At 69.3% G+C, this 1934-nt stretch carries 1 protein-coding gene; it reads left to right on the top strand.

The features are described 5' to 3' along the window. The coding region (locus AC27IQ_RS23455; RefSeq protein WP_487090990.1) for an error-prone DNA polymerase at nucleotides 1-1934 on the top strand (1934 nt) is incomplete at both ends.

Here is a 1934-nt window from a genome sequence, read left to right on the forward strand (position 1 = left end):
ACGCTCGGCCTGCCGCTGGTGGCGGCGGGCGACGTGCACATGCACGTGCGTGGCCGCAAGCGCCTGCAGGACGTGGTGACCGCCGTGCGCCTGGGGCGGCCTGTGGCCGAATGCGGCTTCGCGCTGCAGCCCAACGCCGAGCGGCACCTGCGCGCGCGCATGCGGCTGGCCGCCATCTACCCGCCCGCGCTGCTGGTGGCCACGCTCGCCGTGGCGGCGCGCTGCACCTTCAGCCTCGACGAGATCCGCTACCGTTACCCGAAGGAAACCGTGCCGCCCGGCATGACCCCGGGCGAAGCCCTGGCCTGGTACACCGAGCAGGGCGCCCAGGGCCGCTACCCGATGGGCGTGCCGGAGACCGTGCGCACGCAGATCGCCAAGGAGCTCGACCTCATCGCGCACTGCCGCTACGAGATGTACTTCCTCACCGTGCACGACATCGTGCGCTACGCCCGCAGCCGGGGCATCCTGTGCCAGGGGCGGGGCTCCGCCGCCAATTCGGCGGTGTGCTTTTGCCTCGGGGTCACGGCGGTCGATCCGACCAAGACGCGGCTGCTGTTCGAGCGCTTCATCAGCAAGGAGCGCGACGAGCCGCCCGACATCGACGTGGACTTCGAGCACGACCGGCGCGAAGAGGTCATCCAGTACATCTACGACAAGTACGGCCGTGAGCGGGCGGCCATCGCGGCCGTGGTCATCAGCTACCGCACGCGCAGCGCGCTGCGCGACGTGGGCAAGGCGCTGGGCGTGGCGCCCGCGCTCATCGATGCCTTCGCCAAGGACCACCACTGGTTCGACGAGGCCATCGCCACCGAACGCCTGCAGGAACTGGCCGAGGCCGTGGACGTGCCGCTGGCGCCGCACATCGCCGAACTGTGGCTCAAGCTGGCGCGCGATCTGAAGGGCTTTCCGCGCCACCTGAGCCAGCACGTCGGCGGCTTCGTGCTCACCGAGGGCAAGCTCACGCGGCTGGTGCCCGTGGAGCCCGCCAGCATGGATGGCCGATCCATCATCCAGTGGGACAAGGACGACCTGGACGACATGCACCTCATGAAGGTGGACGTGCTCGCCCTGGGCATGCTGAGCGCGCTGCGCCGCGCCCTCGACCTGCGCGCCCTGCTGCGCGGCGAGCACTGGGACCTGGCCGGCATCCCGCGCGAGGACGGCGCCACCTACGACATGATCTGCGCGGCCGACACCGTGGGCGTGTTCCAGATCGAAAGCCGGGCGCAGATGAGCATGCTGCCGCGACTGCGCCCGCGCGAGCTGTACGACCTGGTGGTCGAGGTGGCCATCGTGCGGCCGGGGCCGATCCAGGGCGGCATGGTGCACCCGTACCTGCAGGCCCGGGAGCGGCGGTTGCGCGGCGAGCCGCTGGAACTGGAGCACAAAGAGTTGACAGAGGCCCTGGAGCGCACGCTGGGCGTTCCCATCTTCCAGGAGCAGGTCATGCAGATCGCCATGATCGCTGCCCGCTTCACGCCTGGCATGGCCGATGAGCTGCGCCGCTCCATGGCTGCATGGAAACGCACCGGTGGCGTCCACCATTTCGAACAGCCGTTCATGGAAGGCATGGCTGCCAACGGCTATCGCGAAGATTTTGCCCGGCGCATTTTTCAGCAGATCAAAGGGTTCGGCGAATACGGCTTCCCGGAGAGCCATGCCTACAGCTTCGCCATGCTGGCTTATGCGAGCAGCTGGTTCAAGTGCCACGAGCCCGCATGCTTTCTGGCGGCGCTGCTCAACTCGCAGCCCATGGGTTTCTACACGCCTTCGCAACTGGTGCAGGACGCCGTGCGCCACGGCGTGCGCGTGCTGCCCATCGATGCGGTGCACAGCGACTGGGACGCGACCCTGGAGGGCGAGCCCCAGCCCGTGCGTGGCGTGGCCGACCCGCAGCCGGCCGTGCGCATGGGCCTGCGGCTGGTGGCCGG

Source organism: Acidovorax sp. KPB24-07 (genome assembly GCF_057543315.1).